The sequence below is a fragment of the Demequina sp. NBRC 110052 genome (assembly GCF_002090075.1).
Classification (GTDB): Bacteria; Actinomycetota; Actinomycetes; order Actinomycetales; family Demequinaceae; genus Demequina.
Genome location: NZ_BBRI01000002.1, coordinates 494,380 through 510,893, shown reverse-complemented (window position 1 = coordinate 510,893; position 16,514 = coordinate 494,380). Strand labels below are relative to the sequence as shown.

At 70.9% G+C, this 16,514-nt stretch carries 15 protein-coding genes; 10 read left to right on the top strand and 5 right to left on the bottom strand.

What is annotated here, in order from left to right:
- The first annotated feature begins 163 nt into the window (after positions 1-163).
- The 5 genes from B7K21_RS02445 (at position 164) to holA (ending at position 6,161) form a co-directional block, all read left to right on the top strand.
- Positions 164-1,033 (top strand): DegV family protein, encoded by an 870-nt coding sequence (locus B7K21_RS02445; RefSeq protein WP_084073504.1) that lies wholly within the window; start codon positions 164-166, stop codon positions 1,031-1,033.
- Positions 1,034-1,053: 20 nt separating this feature from the next.
- A complete protein-coding gene (locus B7K21_RS02440) occupies positions 1,054-1,947 on the top strand; it encodes a DegV family protein (RefSeq protein WP_084073501.1) in 894 nt (297 codons plus the stop codon).
- A 236-nt stretch (positions 1,948-2,183) separates the two neighbouring features.
- Positions 2,184-2,822 (top strand): helix-hairpin-helix domain-containing protein, encoded by a 639-nt coding sequence (locus B7K21_RS02435; RefSeq protein ID WP_234989146.1) that lies wholly within the window; start codon positions 2,184-2,186, stop codon positions 2,820-2,822.
- The gene (locus B7K21_RS02430; RefSeq protein WP_084073496.1) at positions 2,819-5,167 is read left to right on the top strand and encodes a ComEC/Rec2 family competence protein; all 2,349 of its coding nucleotides are present in this window, start codon (positions 2,819-2,821) and stop codon (positions 5,165-5,167) included. Before B7K21_RS02435 ends, B7K21_RS02430 begins: the two co-directional genes overlap by 4 nt.
- Before the next feature lie 4 nt (positions 5,168-5,171).
- Entirely contained in the window at positions 5,172-6,161 is a 990-nt protein-coding gene (gene holA, locus B7K21_RS02425) for a DNA polymerase III subunit delta (RefSeq protein ID WP_084073493.1), read from the top strand.
- A gap of 110 nt (positions 6,162-6,271) precedes the next feature.
- Here holA and rpsT read toward each other — a convergent pair whose 3' ends face one another.
- The 3 genes from rpsT to B7K21_RS02410 all read right to left on the bottom strand — a co-directional run bounded on the left by rpsT (position 6,272) and on the right by B7K21_RS02410 (position 8,957).
- The gene (rpsT, locus tag B7K21_RS02420; protein WP_084073491.1) at positions 6,272-6,532 is read right to left on the bottom strand and encodes a 30S ribosomal protein S20; all 261 of its coding nucleotides are present in this window, start codon (positions 6,530-6,532) and stop codon (positions 6,272-6,274) included.
- A 73-nt stretch (positions 6,533-6,605) separates the two neighbouring features.
- The gene (locus B7K21_RS02415; protein WP_084073490.1) at positions 6,606-7,139 is read right to left on the bottom strand and encodes a type II toxin-antitoxin system PemK/MazF family toxin; all 534 of its coding nucleotides are present in this window, start codon (positions 7,137-7,139) and stop codon (positions 6,606-6,608) included.
- 27 nt (positions 7,140-7,166) lie between these two features.
- Entirely contained in the window at positions 7,167-8,957 is a 1,791-nt protein-coding gene (locus B7K21_RS02410; protein WP_084073487.1) for a bifunctional diguanylate cyclase/phosphodiesterase, read from the bottom strand.
- 144 nt (positions 8,958-9,101) lie between these two features.
- On the opposite strand from B7K21_RS02410, the gene lepA reads away from it, so the two are divergent.
- Together lepA and hemW are read left to right on the top strand one after the other, a co-directional pair.
- Positions 9,102-10,952, top strand: coding sequence for a translation elongation factor 4 (lepA, locus tag B7K21_RS02405; protein WP_234989145.1), 1,851 nt, complete (start codon positions 9,102-9,104; stop codon positions 10,950-10,952).
- Between the two features lie 2 nt (positions 10,953-10,954).
- Positions 10,955-12,151: a radical SAM family heme chaperone HemW gene (gene hemW / locus B7K21_RS02400; RefSeq protein WP_084073482.1), complete on the top strand. Its 1,197-nt coding sequence runs from the start codon at positions 10,955-10,957 to the stop codon at positions 12,149-12,151.
- Positions 12,152-12,353: 202 nt separating this feature from the next.
- Here hemW and B7K21_RS02395 read toward each other — a convergent pair whose 3' ends face one another.
- Both B7K21_RS02395 and B7K21_RS12545 read right to left on the bottom strand, forming a co-directional pair.
- Positions 12,354-12,857 carry a DUF4870 domain-containing protein gene (locus B7K21_RS02395; protein ID WP_084073479.1) on the bottom strand — a complete coding sequence of 168 codons (504 nt, stop codon included), beginning with the start codon at positions 12,855-12,857 and terminating at the stop codon, positions 12,354-12,356.
- A gap of 99 nt (positions 12,858-12,956) precedes the next feature.
- On the bottom strand, positions 12,957-13,331 hold the full coding sequence (locus tag B7K21_RS12545) for a DUF4870 domain-containing protein (RefSeq protein ID WP_159448386.1): 375 nt from the start codon (positions 13,329-13,331) through the stop codon (positions 12,957-12,959).
- Positions 13,332-13,614: 283 nt separating this feature from the next.
- Between B7K21_RS12545 and hrcA the strand changes: the two genes are divergently transcribed.
- From hrcA to B7K21_RS02375, 3 genes are read left to right on the top strand one after another with little or no spacing between them, the layout of a single operon-like run.
- Positions 13,615-14,625: a heat-inducible transcriptional repressor HrcA gene (gene hrcA, locus B7K21_RS02385; protein ID WP_084073474.1), complete on the top strand. Its 1,011-nt coding sequence runs from the start codon at positions 13,615-13,617 to the stop codon at positions 14,623-14,625.
- Positions 14,626-15,762 carry a molecular chaperone DnaJ gene (dnaJ, locus tag B7K21_RS02380; protein WP_084073472.1) on the top strand — a complete coding sequence of 379 codons (1,137 nt, stop codon included), beginning with the start codon at positions 14,626-14,628 and terminating at the stop codon, positions 15,760-15,762. It abuts the gene before it with no gap.
- 4 nt (positions 15,763-15,766) lie between these two features.
- On the top strand, positions 15,767-16,513 hold the full coding sequence (locus tag B7K21_RS02375) for a 16S rRNA (uracil(1498)-N(3))-methyltransferase (protein ID WP_084073469.1): 747 nt from the start codon (positions 15,767-15,769) through the stop codon (positions 16,511-16,513).
- The last annotated feature ends 1 nt before the right edge of the window (position 16,514 follow it).

Genomic DNA, 16,514 nt, shown 5'->3' with positions numbered 1-16,514 from the left:
TGACCATGCTCACGCCAGGTGGCCAGTCGCGCTGTGCCGTGGGTACCCTCAGGTCGAGCCGAGGCGGCGCACCCGCCCCCGGCCCTCTCTCGACGAACCCTGAGCGGCACCCACCCGGCGCGCTCCGGTCGCGCCGAACCGGCGCAGGTGAAGGAACGACGACATGGCAGAACGGACCGTAGCGGTCATCACGGACTCGGCGTGCGGCATCGACCCGCACCTCGCCGCGGACTTCGGCGTCTACGTCGTGCCCGTGCGCGTGGTGATCGGCGATGAGATCTTCGCCGACGGGACGCTTTCCGAGGCCGACGTGCTTGCACGTATGGAGTCCGGCGCGTCGGTGCGCACCGAGGAGCCCCACGTGCAGGCCCTCTCGTCAGCCTTCACGGACTGCGCCAATGCAGGCGCCTCCGCGATCGTCGCCGTGATGGTCGGCTCCTCCCTGTCGAAGACCGTGATCGCGACGCAGACCGCGGCGCGCACCTCGCCCATCCCCGTCACCGTGGTCGACACGGGCACGACGTCGATGGCGCAGGGCTATGCGGCGCTCGCTGCCGGTGCGACGTCGGTCCTCGGCGGCACCGCCGACGAGGTCGCCGCCGCGGCACAGAGCGTCGCTGACGGTTCCGTGTCCTACTTCACGGTCGACACGCTCGAGTACCTCCGCCGCGGAGGCCGCATGTCGGGCGCCGTGGCAGCTTTCGGCACCCTGCTCAAGATGCGACCCGTGATCAAGGTGGGGCGCAACACGCAGGAGGTCGCCGACCGCGTGCGCAAGACCGAGAACGCGCGCCGCACGGTGCGTGAGTTCGTCGAGAAGGCGGCTTCGGGGATGGCGCGTCCCGCAGCTGCAGTGGGCCTCGCAGGCAGTGATCCGCTCTCTCAGGGGCTCGGCATCGCCGTCAACGGCCCCACGATGGTCTCGCGCCCTCCGACCTCGCTCGTGATCAACTCGGGCGAGGGGATGTACAACGCGACGGTGGCGGACATGCCCGAGGCGTTCCACACCGTGTATGCGCAGGTCTCGCGCTGACCTCTCGGTAGCCTGGTGCCATGACGGCGCAGGTGGCGGTGGTGACGGATTCCGCCGCGTCGCTCGATGCCGCCGTCGCTGCGCACACCGGCATTCGCGTGGTTCCTCTGCGCGTGATCGTGGGCGACCGCGATCTCGCCGAGGGGATCGACGTCAGCCCTGACGAGATCGTCACGCTGCTCGAGGCACGCAGTCGCGTCTCGACGTCGCAGCCCAGCCCCGAGGCCTTCGCGACCGCGTACCGCAAGGCGGCCGACGCGGGGGCCCAGGCGATCGTCGCGGTCACCCTCTCACGTGCCCTGTCCGGCTCATACGTCGCTGCGGGCGCGGGCACGTCTGACGCCGCGGTTCCCGTCACAGTGGTCGACTCGCGCACGGTCGCACTCGCGCAGGGCCTTGCGGCGCTCGTCGGTGCCGCGCACGCGCGCGCCGGTGCTGATGCCGTCGCAGTGGCGCATGCGGTGCGTGCCGCCGCAGAGTCGTCGGCATGCGTCTTCACCGTGGACAGCCTCGAGCCGCTGCGTCGCGGCGGCAGACTCTCCGGGCCTGCGGCGGCGCTCGGTTCCGCGCTGTCGATGCGACCGATCCTCGTGATCGAGGACGGCGAGATCGCCGTGGCCTCGCGTGTGCGGACCACGAGGCGCGCGCGCGAGGCCGTGCTCGCGAGGATCGCGGACGAGTGCGGGCGGATGCGCGCGCCGGTCGCGGCGGTTCAGGGACTCGATCCCGTCGTGGTGGATGAGGCTGCCGCGCGCCTGCGGGCACTCGTCCCGGGCGTCACGGTGCTCACGGGTTCGGTGGGTGCTGTGCTCGCCGCGCACACGGGTGTGGGAGTGCTTGCTGCGGTGGCGGTCGATGCGCCGGACCTCGACGTCGGACACTTCGCGCCCACGGTGCCTGGCTCCGTCGACTGAGAACTGACCGCGTCGTCCCCAGCCGCGGGCGTGACCGGGGCTGTCCACGACCTCGGGCACTCCCGCGCCCGTGATGCCAGGCTCGCGCCTAGCGTCGTCGCATGGCATCGCCACACGAGCCACCCGAAACTCCCGATCAGCAGCCCCGGCAGCCGTCGCACTCTCTGACAGGGCATGCGTCCTTCTCGCCACGGGACAGGTCCGCGCTGCCAGCGGCATCCGAGGACTCCTTGGACGTGGAAGCGCGCTGGCGCGAGGGGCTGGCGCGCGCCGCATCGCGCGCGTACGAGGCGGCGCACGGTAACCCTGTGCCGCACGAGGCGCGCGGCGCGCGGTGGCGACTGTCAGGTCGTGCGGCGGCTTCGCTCGGCGTCGTGGTGGCAGTGCTCGCAGGTCTCGCGTGGGGATTGGCCCGTGCAGGCACGACCAGCACGGTGCCCTCTGTCGCGCCGTCGGTCGTGGCGCTGGCGCCGAGCCAGCAGCCCGACGCTGTCGTCCACGTCGCGGGCGCGGTCCGCGATCCGGGCCTGGTGGTGGTGCCCGCCGGGTCACGGCTCGCGGATGCGATCGAGGCCGCCGGGGGCGCCTCCGATGACGCAGACCTCGACGCAGTCAATCTTGCGCGCGCGGTCGCGGACGGCGAACGCATCCTCGTGCCACGCGTCGGCGAGGAGGTGGGCGACGGGCCCGTGAACCTCAACACCGCCGACCTCGATGCCCTGGAGGAGCTCCCCGGCGTCGGTCCGGTCCTCGCGGCGGCGATCGTGGCGGACCGGGACGCACACGGGCCATACGCCTCCGTCGACGATCTCGAGCGAGTGAGCGGCGTGGGTGCGGCCACGCTCGCCCGGCTGCGGCCCCTCGTCACCGTATGACGCGGCACGACCTGCGCCTGGTCCCCGCCGCGGCAGCCGTATGGATCGTCGCGGCGCAGCGGTCAGCGCGCGCATCCGAGCTCGCGGTGGTGTGCACGCTCGCCGCAGCGGCGTGCCTGTCACTCCTCGTGTGCGCGACGTGGGAGAGAGCGCGGCGCATCGCCGGAGGGGCGCTGGTCGTCGCGTGCATCGCCGCGGGCGGGGCGGCACTCGTCGGGCACGCGAGACTCCAGGGAGAGGCGCCGCTGCGTGCCGCGATCGGCGATCGCGTCGAGCTCGCCGCGACGGTCGTCGACGAGCCACGGCCCGTGGGTGTCGATGCGTTCACGCGTGAGCCGCGCGTGGCCGTCGAGCTCGACATCGACACCGTGGGACCCCCGGATCGCGATGGCGGCGCGGCTGGCACGCGCGCCGCGCACGCGCGCGTGGTCGTGATCGCGTCAGGTCCGTGGACGGACCTGCGGCTGGGTCAGCGGATCGCGTTCGACGCCCTCCTCTCCGACGCGGGCGCCGGCCGCGCGGTTGCGATCGCCTGGGATGCTGAGCTCGTCAGCGCGCAGGAGCCGACCGGGCTGTGGGGTGAGGTCGGTCGAGTCCGCGAGGACTTCCGCACACTCACGGCCGCACTGCCGGACTCGCGGCGCGGCCTCGTCCGCGGGATGGTGATCGGCGACACACGTGAGATGCCCGCGGACCAAAGCGACGCGATGCGCGCGGTCGGCCTGACCCACCTCACGGCAGTCTCGGGCGCGCACTTCGCCATCGTCGCGCTCGCGGCAAGCGCGCTGCTCCGGCGACTGCGCTTGCCCCGCGTGCTCCGCGCCGTCGTCCTCGCATGCACGATGACAGCGTTCACCGCCGTCGTCCTGCCAGGGCCGTCGGTGGTGCGCGCGCTCACGATGGCGCTCGTGGTGGCGGTGGCGCTAGCGTGGGGCAGGCCCGCGCAGGCGATGCCCGCGCTCGCGACAGGGGTCCTTCTGCTCCTGACGTGGGACCCGCACCTGGCGCTCGAGATCGGGTTCATGCTGTCAGTTCTCGCCGTCGGAGCGATCGTGCTGCTCGCGCCGCTGCTGGCGCGCTCGCTGCAGCGCGCACTTGTGCCCAGTGTCGCGACGGCTGTCGCGGTGCCGCTGGCAGCGCAGCTCGCGTGTGCGCCGCTGCTCATCCTCCTCAATCCCCAGGCGGGGCCCTTCACGGTGCCTGCGAATCTCATCGCTGCGGTCGCGGCGATGCCGGTGACACTGCTCGGGCTCGTCGCGCTGGTGCTCTCGGCGGCGGGCCTCCCGGGAGCCGAGGCGCTCATCGATCTGGCGTCCGTGAGCGCGGCTCCAGTCGCTGCGGCGGCGACGGGGTTCGCGGCGCTGCCAGGCGCGCGGCTCGCGTGGCCTGCGGGAGCGGGAGGGGTGCTGGCGATGGCCGCAGTATCCGTCGCACTCGCCGTAGGGATCGTGAGCGTGGGCTCCGCGCGTCCGGGCGCCTCAGCATGGATCTGGGCCGCGAGTGGCGGGTTCCTCGCGGCCGTGGCGTTCGCGGTGCCCGCAGTGAGGGCCGCGGCGGGCCCGCCCGCGCCCGAGGACTGGGCCGTCGTCTCGTGCGACGTGGGGCAGGGCGACATGACGCTCGTACGCTCCGGGCCCCACGAGGCGGTCGTCGTCGATACGGGTCCGCCGGGCGGCGCGGGCGCCGCGTGTCTGCGGCGGTTCGGCGTGCACGACGTGCCGCTGCTGGTGCTCACGCATCCTCACGCCGACCACGACGGCGCGATCCTGGAGATCTCCCGTGTGGCGACCATCAGTGCGGCGTGGACCTCGGCCGCGGGAGCCGCGTCCGCGCAAGGCGACCTCTCCTCGCTCGGCGTGGCAGGCGAGGTTCCCGCGGCGGGCACCCGGGTGGGCGTCGGAGAGGCGACTGTCTCCGTGCTGCCCACCGAAGGCGCCGCCGGGGGAGACGCGGGAGCGTCGGACGAGTCGGAGGTGAACGACGCGTCGCTCGCTCTCCTCGTCACGGGAGGTGCTGTCTCGGCGCTGCTGCTCGGGGACCTCGAGGAAGCGGGGCAGCGGAGGCTCGGCGGCGCGATCGATCCGGTGATCGTCGATGCCGTCAAGGTCGCCCACCACGGCTCCGCGAGCCAGGACGCGAGCCTCGCCTCGCTCATCTCCGCGCGCGTGGCCCTCGTATCAGTGGGCGCTGACAATCCGTACGGACACCCCGCCTCCAGCGCCCTGTCGCTGTACGGGTCGGCGGCTACAGAGATCCTTCGGACCGACGAGTGTGGTGACATCGCGCTCACCTGGGACGGCGCCCTCGGGATCGCCTCGAGATGTCCCCGGCCCGTGGCAGGCTAGGCGCATGGCGACAGCGACCCGACGACCAGACCTCGAGTGGTACTCGGCGGCACCCGCCCCCGTGGTGCTGGTCAGCGGGCCGGAGCAGCTGCTCGCGGCACGTGCGGTGGAGCGCATCGCGGCGGGGCTGAGGCGCGGTGGTGCGGCGCCGTCGACCACGGTGCTCGACGCAGGCGCGTACACCAAGGGCGCATTGCTCGCCGCGGCAAGCCCGTCACTCTTCGACGATCCTGCGCTCGTGGTGGTGGAGAGCGCCGAGCGCATGAACGACGAGTTCCTCGCCGACGCGCTCGCCTACGTGGAGGCGCCCGACCCGGACGTCACGGTCGTGATCCGGCACGGCGGGGGAGTGCGTGGCAAGAAGCTTCTCGACACCATGCGCAAGGCGGGAGTCCCGCAGTACGCGTGCGCCGCGATCAAGAAGGATGCGGAGCTCGTGGAGTTCGCGCAGGGGGAGTTCGTGCGTGCCTCGCGTCCCATCGCTGCACGGGCGGTGCGTGCACTCGTCGACGCGGTCGGCTCGGACGTCGCTGAGCTCGCTGCGGCGTGCAAGCAGCTGATGGACGACGTCGAGGGCTCGCTGACCGAGGAGCACGTGGCCCGGTACTACGGCTCGCGGGTCAACGCGACGGGCTTCGCTGTGGCGGACGCCGCGATCGCGGGGAGGACAGGTGAGGCGCTCTCGCTCGTGCGCCACGCAGTGTCGACGGGCACCGATCCGGTGCCGCTCGTCGCAGCGCTCGCCATGAAGCTGCGCACGCTCGCCAAGGTGGGCGCCGCGCGCGGACGGCGCATGAACCCCGGCGAGCTCGGCCTCGCGCCGTGGCAGGTGGATCGCGCGTCCAAGGAGTTGCGGCGCTGGAATGCCGACACGCTGGCGGAGGCGATCGAGTGCGTCGCGGCGGCGGACGCCGAGATCAAGGGCGCGGCCCGCGCTCCGCACTTCGCGCTTGAGCGCGCGGTCAGGCGCGTCTCGCAACTCGCGGACGGCTGAGGCCCGAGGCCCCGCGCTGCAGAAGTTGCAGCCGATGGGCGCGCACGCTCCAGAAAGCACGACGCGCCCCTGCCGACGAGCGGCGGGGGCGCGAGCGGCGCTGGAAAGCCCTAGAGAGCGGCGACCTGCTTGGCGAGAGCCGACTTGCGGTTCGCCGCCTGGTTCTTGTGGATGACGCCCTTGGAGACGGCCTTGTCGAGCTTGACCGAGGCGGTCGACAGAGCGGCCTGAGCCTTCTCCTTGTCGCCCGCGGCGATGGCCTCGCGGACCTTGCGCACGTTGGTCTTGAGCTCCGACTTCACGGCGACGTTGCGCAGGCGAGCCTTCTCGTTGGTGCCGATGCGCTTGATCTTGGACTTGATGTTGGCCACAGGTGAATCCTTGGGTAGTAGGTCTGAAAATCTGGGGGCGGCGCGGCTCCTCGCGCACGCACGGCCTCTTACTCTACCACCGATGGTGCTTGCGGAGCGAACGCGCGACGCGCCGGAAGATCCGTCGGTCGAGCACCGCACCCTCGCGACGCACCTGGTCCGGATCGACGCGGATCACGCGGTCCAGCCTGACCTCGCTCGGACGTCGTCGATGGTCCCACGCGCCGGTGCCGATGTCCATCCAGTACCGCCCCCACCGCGCCTCCTGCTCGGCGTCACGGTCGTGGTCCTGCGACGTCAGCTGGAGCGCGAGCAGCCACGGGCCGTCGTGCCCGATCAGCAGCACAGGGCGGTCTTTGCCCTGTGCGTGGTCCTCTTCGTACGGCACCCACGTCCACACGATCTCGCCGGGGTCGGGCTCACCGTCCGGATGGGGGCTGTAGCGCGGACGCAGTCGGCCCGTGAAGTCACCGGGGTAGTCAGGGTGACCCGCTCTCCCGCGACTCCCAGGGCCGGAGGACGATCGCGCACGCCGCGCCGTCGATGCCAGGGCGGACCGCACGGTGCGCCCGAGCGCGCCCAGCACGCGTCGTCCGGTGGAGGTCATGGGGTGAGCCTGCCACAGCGTCGGGCGTCAGAGCAGGCGCGCGAGCTCGTCGTCGAGGTCGTCACCGAGGTCCTGGCTGAAGCCGAAAGCGCCCGTCCGCTCCGACGAGAAGGTTCCCGGCAGGACCGTCCCGGGGCCGGACTCGGAGTGCTCGGGCAGGATGCGCACGCTGCCGTCGGGCTCGAATGCAAGCCGCTCGGAGGGAGTCGCATGTCCGAAGAGGAAGCCCTGGCCGAACGTCCAGCCGTGCTGGCGAGCGATCGCGTACTGGGCCTCGGTCTCGATGCCCTCGATCACGCCGTACATCTGCAGTGAGGACGTGAGCGTGGCCATCGCAGTCGAGATGCGGTCTCCCGTCGCGCGATCACCCAGGCGCAGCGTGAACTCGCGCGCGAGCTTGAGGCCGGCGACGGGGTTGAGCAGGACGGACGACAGGGCCGAATAGCCAGTGCCGAAGTCGTCGATGATCATGTCGACGCCCAGCTGCTGGAGCGACTCGAGGTCCGAGGTTGCGGCGTGGGAGGCCATGAGCATTCCGGACTCGGTGATCTCGAGCCCCAGCCGCGCGGGCTCGACGCCGCTCTCCGCGAGCGCGGAGCGCACCACGCGGGCGAGATCCGCCGCGCCGATCTGCTTGGTCGAGACGTTGACGAACACGCGTCCCGCGAACTCGGGGCGCGAGGCGAGGAACCTGCACGCCTCGTGCAGCACGAACGAGCCGAGCGGTACGACGAGGTTCGCCTCCTCGGAGATCGCGATGAACTCCGACGGCATGAGCAGCCCGCGGGAGGGGTGCTGCCAGCGCACGAGCGCCTCGAAGGCCACCACACGGCGCGTGGTGAGTTCGACGACCGGCTGATAGTGCACGACGAGCTGGCCCTCGCGGATCGCGGTACGCAGCTCAGCCTCGACGGAGAGCTTGGACATGACCTCCCGGTGCATCGTCGGGTGATACGCCTCGACGCGCGCACGGCCGGCCTGCTTGGCGGCGAACATCGCGGTGTCGGCGGCACGCACCAGCGTCTCCGCAGTCGAGTCGGGGTCGGCGAGAGCGAGTCCAGCCGAGACGGTCGGGACGATCTCGTGGCCCTCGACGATCACGGGAGCCTGCACGGCTGAGGTGATGAGTGAGATGACGCCTTCGGCTGCCGCGCGGCTGCGCACGTTCTCGAGCACCACCACGAACTCGTCGCCGCCGAGCCGCGCGACCGTGTCGCCTGGCCGCACCGCGTTCTGGATGCGCCGCCCGATCTCGACGAGCATCGTGTCGCCCGCCTCGTGCCCGAGCGAGTCATTGACGATCTTGAAGTGGTCCACGTCGAGGAAGACGCACGCGACGGTCGTCGTGCGACCGGCGTGATTGTCGAGCGCGAGCGCAAGCCGGTCGTTCAGGAGCTGGCGGTTCGCGAGTCCCGTGAGGTGGTCGTACATCGCGCGGCGCTGCAGCAGGTCCTTGGCGCGGTGGGTCTCGGTGACGTCCTCGATCTGCGCGATCAGCACGCGGTCGGTGCCGGACAGCGAGCGCGACACGGTGACGCGCGCCCACACGTTGTCGCCGGTGGGATGGAGGAAGCGCTGCTGGACCTGAGCGTCGGGCACGGCGCCCCCGGCGACGCGATCGATCATGCCGAGCGCCGCCGGGGAATCGTCCGGGTGCGTGAAGTCGGCGATCGAGCGACCCTGCAGCTCCGAGGCGTCGCGACCGAGCATGCGCGCAAGCGCAGGGTTGACGTTTCGGAAGCGGCCCTCGACGTCGAGGATCGCCATGCCGATGGGCGAGGCGATGAACGCCTGCCGGAACAGCATGTCCGTGGTCATGGGTCAGTCCCCTCAGACTGCGGCCCCAGGGGGAGAGGCCGTCAGGACTGATATCGGCAGGAATCGCCCACGCATGAACACTTGCGGAAACGTGGGACGATAGGTACTCCTGCCCGCACCGCCCGACGAGGATCCCGCCCCACCGTGACAGACCCCCGCATCGAGCCCGCCGCCACCGCGCCCGCGCTCATCCGCAACTTCTGCATCATCGCGCACATCGACCACGGCAAGTCGACGCTCGCTGACCGCATGCTGCAGCTCACCGGGGTGGTCGAGGAGCGCGCGATGAAGGCGCAGTACCTGGATCGCATGGACATCGAGCGCGAGCGTGGGATCACGATCAAGTCGCAGGCCGTGCGCATGCCGTGGGCGGTCGAGGGCGAGGCGTACGCCCTCAATATGATCGACACCCCGGGCCACGTGGACTTCTCGTATGAGGTCTCGCGGTCGCTGGCCGCGTGCGAGGGCGCGATCCTGCTGGTCGACGCGGCGCAGGGCATTGAGGCGCAGACGCTCGCGAACCTTTACCTCGCGATGGAGAACGACCTGGAGATCATCCCGGTCCTCAACAAGATCGACCTGCCGTCGGCCGACCCGGACCGCTACGCCGCGGAACTCGCGCAGCTCATCGGCTGCGACGTGGACGACGTGCTGCGCGTGAGCGGCAAGACGGGCGCGGGAGTGCCCGAGCTGCTCGACCGCGTCGTGAGATCCATCCCGGCTCCCGTCGGCGACGCCGACGCTCCCACGCGCGCCATGATCTTCGACTCCGTGTACGACACGTATCGCGGAGTGGTCACGTATGTGCGAGTGGTGGATGGCTCGCTGAAGCCGCGCGAGCGCATCACCATGATGTCCACGCTCGCGAGCCACGACCTCCTGGAGATCGGCGTCATCAGCCCCGAGCCGAAGCCGAGCAAGGGCCTCGGCGTCGGCGAGGTCGGCTACCTCATCACGGGCGTGAAGGACGTGCGCCAGTCCAAGGTGGGCGACACGGTGACCCTTGCCGGGCGTCGGGCGGAGAAGGCGCTGGGCGGATACCGCGATCCGCGCCCGATGGTCTACTCGGGCCTGTTCCCGGTGGACGGCTCGGACTTCCCGGTGCTGCGCGATGCGCTCGACAAGCTTCAGCTCAACGACGCCTCCCTGGTCTATGAGCCGGAGAGCTCGGTGGCGCTCGGCTTCGGATTCCGATGCGGCTACCTGGGGCTCCTGCACCTGGAGATCGTGCGCGACCGTCTCGAGCGCGAGTTCGGACTCGATCTCATCTCGACCGCGCCGAACGTGGTGTACGAGGTCGAGATGGAGGACGGCAAGGTGCACACCGTCACCAACCCGTCGGAGTTCCCCAGCGGCAAGATCAGTGAGGTGCGCGAGCCGGTCGTGAACGCGTCCATCCTGGTGCCGAGCGAGTTCATCGGCACGGTCATGGAGCTGTGCCAGGAGCGCCGCGGCACGATGGGCACCATGAACTACCTGTCCGAGACCCGCGTGGAGATGCACTACACGCTGCCGCTCGCCGAGGTGGTCTTCGACTTCTTCGACCAGCTCAAGTCGCGCACGCGCGGCTACGGCTCGCTCGACTACGAGCCCGCGGGCGAGCAGTCCGCCGACCTCGTGAAGGTGGACATCCTGCTCCAGGGCGAGCAGGTCGACGCGTTCTCCGCGATCGTGCACCGCGACAAGGCCTACGCGTACGGCGTGATGATGGTCGGCAAGCTCAAGAACCTCATCGACCGCCAGCAGTTCGAGATCCCCGTGCAGGCCGCGATCGGCGCGCGCATCATCGCGCGCGAGACCATTCGCGCGATCCGCAAGGACGTGCTCGCCAAGTGCTACGGCGGCGACATCTCGCGCAAGCGCAAGCTGCTCGAGAAGCAGAAGGCCGGCAAGAAGCGCATGAAGAACATCGGCTCGGTGGAGGTGCCGCCGGAGGCGTTCATCGCGGCGCTGTCCACCGCGGACGACGGCTCGGACAAGGGCAAGAAGAAGTAGGCATGCCCGACGCTGTGGCCGCCCAGGCGCTTCACCGCGACTTCGGGGTCTACATCCACGTCCCGTTCTGCCGTGTGCGGTGCGGCTACTGCGACTTCAACACGTACGCGCCATCGGAAGTGGGAGGGGCCACTCGCGAGGGCTACGTGGAGTCCGCGCTCGGCGAGATGGCGCTCGCGCGCACTGCGATGGCGGGCGACGAGCGCCCGGCGCAGACGGTGTTCCTGGGCGGCGGCACGCCCACGATGCTCGACGCCGCGGCGCTCGCGCGTCTGCTCGACGGCGTCCGCACCACCTGGGGCCTCGCGCCCGACGCGGAGGTCACCACCGAGGCGAACCCGGACTCCGTCTCGCGCGAGTCGCTGGCGGCCCTCGCGCGCTCAGGCTTCACGCGGGTGTCCTTCGGCATGCAGTCAGCGGTGCCGCACGTGCTCGCGACGCTTGAGCGCACGCACGATCCTGAGAACGTCGCCCGCGCAGTCGCGTGGGCGCGCGACGCCGGACTCGCGGTGAGCGTCGACCTCATCTACGGCACGCCGGGGGAGTCGCTCGCGGACTGGGAGACGAGCCTCGCGGCCGCGATCGCGCTCGAGCCCGATCACATCAGCGCCTACGCGCTCGTGATCGAGCCGGGCACGCGCATGGGCGTGCAGCTGCGCAGGGGCGAGATCGAGGCTGTCGACCTGGACACTCAGGCAGACATGTACGAGCTCGCCGACGCACGCCTGTCTGCGGCGGGCTACGCCTGGTATGAGGTGTCGAATTGGGCGCGCGAGCCCCAGCAGGCATGCCGCCACAACGTCGCGTACTGGCGCAGCCAGGACTGGTGGGGGATCGGGCCGGGAGCGCACAGCTACCTGGGCCCCCGCGTCGGGCCTTCCGGTGAGGAGCGAGGCGCCGAGCGGTGGTGGAATGTCAAGCACCCGCGCGCGTACGCCGACCGCATCGCCGCGGGGGAGAGCCCGGAGGCCGAGCGCGAGCCGCTGAGCGCCGACGATCTGGCGTTGGAATCCGTGATGCTTCGCCTGCGCCTGGCTGCGGGGCTGCCGGTGGTGGATCTGCCAGAGCCCAGGCCCGCCGAGGTGGCGCGCCTGATCGCGGAGGGGCTCCTCGAGGGTGCCGACGCGATCCGCGGCACCCTGAGACTGACCCTCAAGGGGCGCCTGCTCGCCGACGCGGCGATCAGGGACCTGACCTAGACCTCGGCCCTCATGACCGTGCGTGCCGCGAGGCACTGAGTGCTCCCGGCGGCGCCGTGAGAGCAGCCATGTCCTCACAGGAGGCAGCGCGCTCGCCGGAGCCGCGACAGCGCAGACATGCCGAGGCCCCGGCTGCCGGGTACGGAGCGGCGGCCGGGGCCTCGGAGCGGTTCCGCCGGCAGGCACTCGGCGGAAGGCTGGGTCAGCGCAGGAACGGGATGATCAGCGGCATCGAGTAGTACTCGCCGTTGTTCGCCTTCACTGCGGCGACGATTGAGATGATCATCGCGTAGAGCCAGTAGATGCCCCAGATGATCAGGGTGAAGATGATGCCGACGACGAAGAGCATCAGGCCGAGCACCACGGCACCGACTCCCGTGACGAGCACGGTGAGCTGGAGGTTGAGGTTCTGCTTGCCGTGATGGTCCACGAGAGCCGAGCGGTCCTTGAAGATGAGCCAGATCACGAGCGGGGCGAGCCAGGAGAGCGTACCGGCCGACAGGAACGCGGCGATCGCGGCGATGAGGTGCACGAGCATGGCCCAGGTGCGGGCCTCCGTCTCGAGCATCGGCTGCACCGCGGGGGTGCCGGCGGTCGGCGGGGCCGGCGCGGGCTGCTGAGGCGCCCCAGGGGCGGAGTCGGAGGCGGCGGGCGGCGCGTCGGGCGTGGCCTCGCCGGGCGTGGCGGAGGAGTCGGTGTCGTTCATGGCTCCATCGTGCCGCGACGTGCCAGGGCCCCGCATCCCTCCGAGGAAGGAGCGGGGCCCTGAACCTGAGATCGGGGTCGACCCTGAGGCCGCCTGGCGTTACTTGATGATGCGCCAGTTGAAGGGGTAGCGGAAGTCCTGCCCCTTGTTCGCGGCCATCGCGCCCTGGATGCAGAACACGATGCTCGCGATCCAGGCGGCGAGCATGATCAGCAGCGGGATGATCAGGAACGACGTCACCGTGCAGACCACGTAGATGATCGAAATCAGGATGGAGAAGTTCAGCGCCTCCTTGGCCTCACGGTCGACGAACGCGGAGCGCTCCTTGCCGATCAGCCACACGATCAGCGGCGGGAGGAAGCCGAACAGGATGATGCCGGCGTGCGCGAGCGTCACATACATGCGCTCGTCGTTGGGCGACATCGGGGCCGCGGGCTGCGGTGCAGCGGGCGGGGGAGGAGGGGTCTCAGACATGTGGGACACCGTTTCTATGGTTGGAGATACGGACATGCGTACGACGGCCGCGCGGCGAGGCGGACCGTGAATGCCCCCCTGAGCCGCGTTGCCGACACCCCCAATGTAGCGAGAACGGGCCGTTTGCGGGAGGTTCTCCACGCCGACGCGCCTGAGGGGTCGCCCGCGAGTCGCAAGGCCGGCCCCGTCGTTGGACGTGGAGGCCGCGACGGCCCTCAAGTGACTCTTGCGCGAGCGGTTAGGATTGGCACTCTGACACGATGAGTGCCAGCGGGAGGGTTTCATGAGCGAGGAGCGACGGCGGGCAGTGCTCGCCGCGATCGTGGAGGGCTACGTCTCGACCTCGGAGCCGGTCGGTTCCAAGGCCTTGGCGGCACACACGGCGCTTGGCGTCTCGCCCGCGACGATCCGCAACGACATGGCGATCCTCGAGGATGAGGGGCTGATCGCTCAGCCGCACACCTCGGCGGGACGCATCCCGACAGACAAGGGCTACCGCTCGTTCGTCGACCATCTGGCCTCGGCTGCGATGCAGGACAGCCACAAACGCGCGATCGCGACGTTCCTGGCCGATGCAGTCGACCTCAACGACGTCATCGAGCGCTCGGTGCGTCTGCTCAGCCAGCTCACGCGCCAGGTGGCGGTCGTGCAGTACCCGTCATCGCAGGGCGCGGCCGTGCAGCGCGTGGAACTCGTGCGGCTCGGCGCGGACAGGGTCCTCGTCGTGGTCGTCAGCGCCGATGCGCGAGTCGAGCAGTCCACGGTCATGCTCGGCGAGGAGGTTGCGGACGACGCGATCGCCGCTGCCAACAGGTCCCTCAATGACGCCGCAGTGGGGCTCATGCCCGATGCGGCGCGGGTCGCGCTCGCGGCGTGGGCCGCCCGTGCGGGACAGCCGACCTGGGCGAAGGACATCGCCGACACCGTCTCGCAGGCGGCGCAGGGCGGGGTCGTGCAGCGCGTCGTCTTCTCCGGCACGTCCAATCTGGCGCGCGGCGCCGGGCTCGAGGCCGACGCGATCGGCCCGGTGCTCGACGCGCTCGAGGAGCAGGTGGTGCTCATGCGCCTGCTTCACGAAATGGCGAGCGACGGCGGTGACGTGGCGGTGCGCATCGGCGCTGAGACCCGCACAGACGCTCTCGCACACACTTCCATCGTCGCGGCTGGCTACGGCCGCTCGGGGGACGCGAGCTCGCTCCTGGGCGCGCTCGGCCCCACCCGCATGGACTACCCCTCGACCATGGCCGCCGTGAGAGCGGTGGCCCGATACCTCTCCAAGGTGGTGGAGTCTTAAGTGAAGGACTACTACGAGATCCTCGGCGTCTCCCGTGATGCCTCCGACGCGGACATCAAGAAGGCGTACCGCAAGCTCGCGCGCGAGTTGCACCCCGATGTCGCGGGCCCCGAGGGCGAGGAGCGCTTCAAGGAGGTCGGTGCGGCCTACGAGGTGCTCTCGAATCCCGAGAAGCGCGCGATGTTCGACCGCGGTGCGGATCCCCGTGCCGCGTCCGGGGCGCAGGGCGGGGCTCAGGGCTTCGGCTTCGAGGACATCTTCGAGCAGTTCTTCGGAGGATCCGGCGGTCCCTTCGGGCAGCAGCAGCGAGGTCCGCGCTCGCGCGTGGCGCGCGGCGGCGACCAGCTCGTGACCGCCGAGGTCTCACTCGAGGAGGCAGTGTTCGGCGTGACTCGCGAGGTGAAGGTGGACCTCGCCGACGTGTGCGGCACGTGCTCGGGATCGTGCTGCGCGCCGGGCACCCAGCCCACGACGTGCTCGCAGTGCCGCGGCCAGGGTCAGGTGCAGCGCGTCGCTCGATCGCTGCTGGGCAACGTCATGACCACGTCGCCGTGCCCCGCGTGCGGTGGCTACGGCACCGTGATCTCGTCTCCGTGCCCCGACTGCGCAGGTCGCGGGCGCACGCACTCGCGTCACACAGTGAAGGTGGATATCCCGGCTGGCGTGGAGACGGGCACGCGCATCCGCCTTCCGCAGATGGGAGACGCGGGCGTGGCCGGAGGCCCCAAGGGCGACCTGTACGTCGAGATCCGCGAGCGTTCGCACCCCGTGTTCGAGCGCCGCGGCGACGACCTCCACTGCACACTCGAGGTGCCGATGACGGCCGCCGCGCTGGGCACCGTGCTCTCGGTCGAGACCTTCGATGGACACCAGGACGTGGACGTCGCGCGCGGCACCCACGCGGGTCACACAGTGCGCCTCAAGGGGCTGGGCGTGGGCCGGCTTCAGCGCCAGGGCCGCGGCGACCTGTACGTCCATGTGGATGTGCAGACGCCCACGGAGCTCACCGAGGAGCAGGAGGCTCTGCTGACGCAGCTCGCCACACTCCGAGGCGAGGAGATGCCCGAAGCACGCCTCGCGCCCATCGGCGGCGGTGTGTTCTCCCGGCTCAAGGACGCGTTCAAGGGCCGCGGCTGACGCCATGACGGCCCCGGTCTTCCTGTGCCCGGCCGTGTCCGACGCGGTGATCGGGAGCCTCGTGGTGCTCGATGGCGCGGAGGCGCGCCACGCCACGACGGTGCAGCGTCGCGCCGTCGGCGAGCGGCTCGACCTCGTCGACGGACACGGCCGACGCGCGGGCGGGCCGATCGTCGAGATCGGCGAGGGATCGCTGACGGTCGCGGTCGAGGAGACGGCGTGTGACGAGGACCCCGCGATCACGCTGGTCCAGGCCCTCGCGAAGAATGCACGCGACGAGCAGGCGATCGAGTCGGCGACGGAGCTCGGCGTGACCGCCGTGGTGCCGTGGGCTGCCGCACGGTCGATCGTGCAGTGGCGCGGGCCCAAGGCGGACAAGGGGCGCGCGCGCTGGGCGTCCCTGGTGCTCGCGGCCATGAAGCAGAGCCGACGTGCGGTGCTGCCGGAGGTCGAGCCGCTCGTCACGACCCGTGACCTGGTCTCCCGGGTGCGAGGTGCCGTGGCTGCGGGCGCGCGCGTGCTCGTGCTGCACGAGGTCGCCGCGACCCCCCTCACGTCTCTCACCTGGGCAGATCATGCCCAGCCGGTCACGCTTGTCGTCGGGCCCGAGGGAGGGATTGCTGACGACGAGGTGGAGGCGCTGGTCGGTGCCGGTGCCGAGGCCGTGCTCCTCGGGCCGCACGTGCTGCGCGCCTCGAGCGCGGGACCGGCGGCGATCGCGGCCCTCGCCGCGCTGCGACGCACGTGGTGAC

Bases quoted from the DNA above. Each gene is read 5' to 3' on its own strand.
- holA (WP_084073493.1), top strand. From the start codon at position 5,172: ATGGCGACAGCGACCCGACGACCAGACCTCGAGTGGTACTCGGCGGCA.
- B7K21_RS02415 (WP_084073490.1), bottom strand. From the start codon at position 7,139: ATGACCTCCACCGGACGACGCGTGCTGGGCGCGCTCGGGCGCACCGTG.
- B7K21_RS02445 (WP_084073504.1), top strand. From the start codon at position 164: ATGGCAGAACGGACCGTAGCGGTCATCACGGACTCGGCGTGCGGCATC.
- B7K21_RS02440 (WP_084073501.1), top strand. From the start codon at position 1,054: ATGACGGCGCAGGTGGCGGTGGTGACGGATTCCGCCGCGTCGCTCGAT.
- B7K21_RS12545 (WP_159448386.1), bottom strand. From the start codon at position 13,331: ATGTCTGAGACCCCTCCTCCCCCGCCCGCTGCACCGCAGCCCGCGGCC.
- B7K21_RS02375 (WP_084073469.1), top strand. From the start codon at position 15,767: ATGACGGCCCCGGTCTTCCTGTGCCCGGCCGTGTCCGACGCGGTGATC.
- B7K21_RS02430 (WP_084073496.1), top strand. From the start codon at position 2,819: ATGACGCGGCACGACCTGCGCCTGGTCCCCGCCGCGGCAGCCGTATGG.
- hrcA (WP_084073474.1), top strand. From the start codon at position 13,615: ATGAGCGAGGAGCGACGGCGGGCAGTGCTCGCCGCGATCGTGGAGGGC.
- hemW (WP_084073482.1), top strand. From the start codon at position 10,955: ATGCCCGACGCTGTGGCCGCCCAGGCGCTTCACCGCGACTTCGGGGTC.
- B7K21_RS02395 (WP_084073479.1), bottom strand. From the start codon at position 12,857: ATGAACGACACCGACTCCTCCGCCACGCCCGGCGAGGCCACGCCCGAC.
- B7K21_RS02410 (WP_084073487.1), bottom strand. From the start codon at position 8,957: ATGACCACGGACATGCTGTTCCGGCAGGCGTTCATCGCCTCGCCCATC.